The sequence below is a fragment of the Streptococcus sp. 53 genome (assembly GCF_013276565.1).
In the GTDB taxonomy this organism is placed as follows: Bacteria; Bacillota; Bacilli; order Lactobacillales; family Streptococcaceae; genus Streptococcus.
On record NZ_VMLG01000055.1, the window covers coordinates 1 to 1,674 of the forward strand.

General features: G+C 37.6%; 4 protein-coding genes. All 4 read left to right on the top strand.

Going from position 1 to position 1,674, the window contains the following annotated elements; translation table 11 throughout:
* Window positions 1-219: hypothetical protein (locus HT722_RS10255; protein WP_173278857.1), on the top strand; the 219-nt coding region annotated here is incomplete at its 5' end.
* Window positions 219-482 (top strand): type II toxin-antitoxin system RelE/ParE family toxin, encoded by a 264-nt coding sequence (locus HT722_RS10260; protein WP_000285962.1) that lies wholly within the window; start codon window positions 219-221, stop codon window positions 480-482. The genes HT722_RS10255 and HT722_RS10260, both read left to right, overlap by 1 nt.
* 12 nt (window positions 483-494) lie before the next feature.
* Window positions 495-875: an ImmA/IrrE family metallo-endopeptidase gene (locus HT722_RS10265; RefSeq protein WP_061468462.1), complete on the top strand. Its 381-nt coding sequence runs from the start codon at window positions 495-497 to the stop codon at window positions 873-875.
* A 14-nt stretch (window positions 876-889) separates the two neighbouring features.
* Window positions 890-1,674: hypothetical protein (locus HT722_RS10270; protein ID WP_173278858.1), on the top strand; the 785-nt coding region annotated here is incomplete at its 3' end.

Genomic DNA, 1,674 nt, shown 5'->3' on the forward strand with positions numbered 1-1,674 from the left:
AACTTCACAGAAAAAAATTCCTACATCACGGACTACCTAAACAAACACGGTATCGACACAACGACCATGGATTTTGACGACTTCATGGCACTCATGGAAGATATCGAAGACGCACGAGCAGCCGACCAAGCCTATATGGAGTATTTAGCCGACCCAGTTACTTATACCATGGATGAGGTCTTGGATGAACTAGGACTAACTCGAGAGGATATTGCTTAATGTATCGGCTAGATATTGATAAAAAAGCTCTCAAGCAACTTAAAAAACTAGATACCCCAACCAGAAAACAAATCCTATCCTGGCTTGCTAAAAACATTGAAAACACGACCAATCCACGACAACATGGAAAAGCATTAAAAGCCAACCTTGCAGGTTACTGGCGATACAGAGTAGAGAATTACCGCATCATCTGTGATATCCAAGACGATAAACTAGTCGTCCTAGCCGTGGAAATCGCCCACCGCAGAGATGTTTATAAATAACGAAGGAGAACTATGACACTCGCTAAACTCTGCGAAGAATATCAAGTAGAACTTTGTCTCTTCGACGGTTCAAACTGGCACAGTAGCGGTTTCTACAATCCAGACACAAACGTACTCGCTATTGACCACAACTTGACTCCTGAACAACAAATCCAAGTCGCCCTACACGAACTTGGACACAAAGACCACACACGCTCAGAGTACCAGAACGCCCGTCTACGCTGTGAAAACGAAGCTGATAGGAATATGATCCATCATCTCGTAAAAGACGCACTAGAAAACTTAGACGACCCCACAGAGTTTGATTACCTCAAATTCATGTCTTACTACAATCTAAAAACCATGACAAATGAAATCATGGTTAAAGAAGAGTATTTAGCATTAGTAAATTAAAAAGGAGGAAAATAATGAAAGAAATAATTTATTTAGATACCAAACTTGTCAACTCATTGTTGGCTCAACAAAACTCTGGTCTGATAACAAAATTAGTGAATGAAGATGGAGAAAGCGACGCTAGAACTGAAGGAAGTACAGAGCAAACAACCACATCCAGTGACGTTGGCCTCTCTGCTCTATTAAAAGCAACAGGAAGCTATTCTAATACTAATGTTGATAGTTACAATTTTGTATTTTCTAAGTCAAATAAAAATCTAGTAGAAACCGCTCTTGATGATTATTCATTAGATTTGCTTATCACTGGTCTTGAGGCGAAAAATCTTATAAAACATAGCGATTACCAAGATGGTGATCTAATTTCTACATCTGGAGAGTTAACTGTTTTTAACTTTGAGCAATTAGCAAATACAAGCGATTTAGAAGAAATAGAATTCTTACTCCCTGGATACGATGAATTTAGATCGCTGAAGTCAGAATATGGAAAAATAAAAGAAAAAGGAAAAGAAAAACATCTGCGTAGAGCTAAAGAAATCCAAGAATCTTTATCGACAAACGGTTGGAATATTTTTGAAATGATAAAACACATGTCGGTGTACTTGAAAAAATTATTACCTGAAACAAACCTAATCAAAATCAGCAATACATTCAGTATACTTCCTCTTGAATTTCTTAGAGTTCAAAGTGTCCAACTGAGTTTTATGCAACATGGAAAGAGAAAAATAAAAATGCTAGGCATCTGCTCATCAACTTTTGACGAACAAATACCTAGCGACTTCTCACATATGGAAGATAGTAA

Bases quoted from the DNA above. Each gene is read 5' to 3' on its own strand.
- HT722_RS10260 (WP_000285962.1), top strand. From the start codon at position 219: ATGTATCGGCTAGATATTGATAAAAAAGCTCTCAAGCAACTTAAAAAA.
- HT722_RS10265 (WP_061468462.1), top strand. From the start codon at position 495: ATGACACTCGCTAAACTCTGCGAAGAATATCAAGTAGAACTTTGTCTC.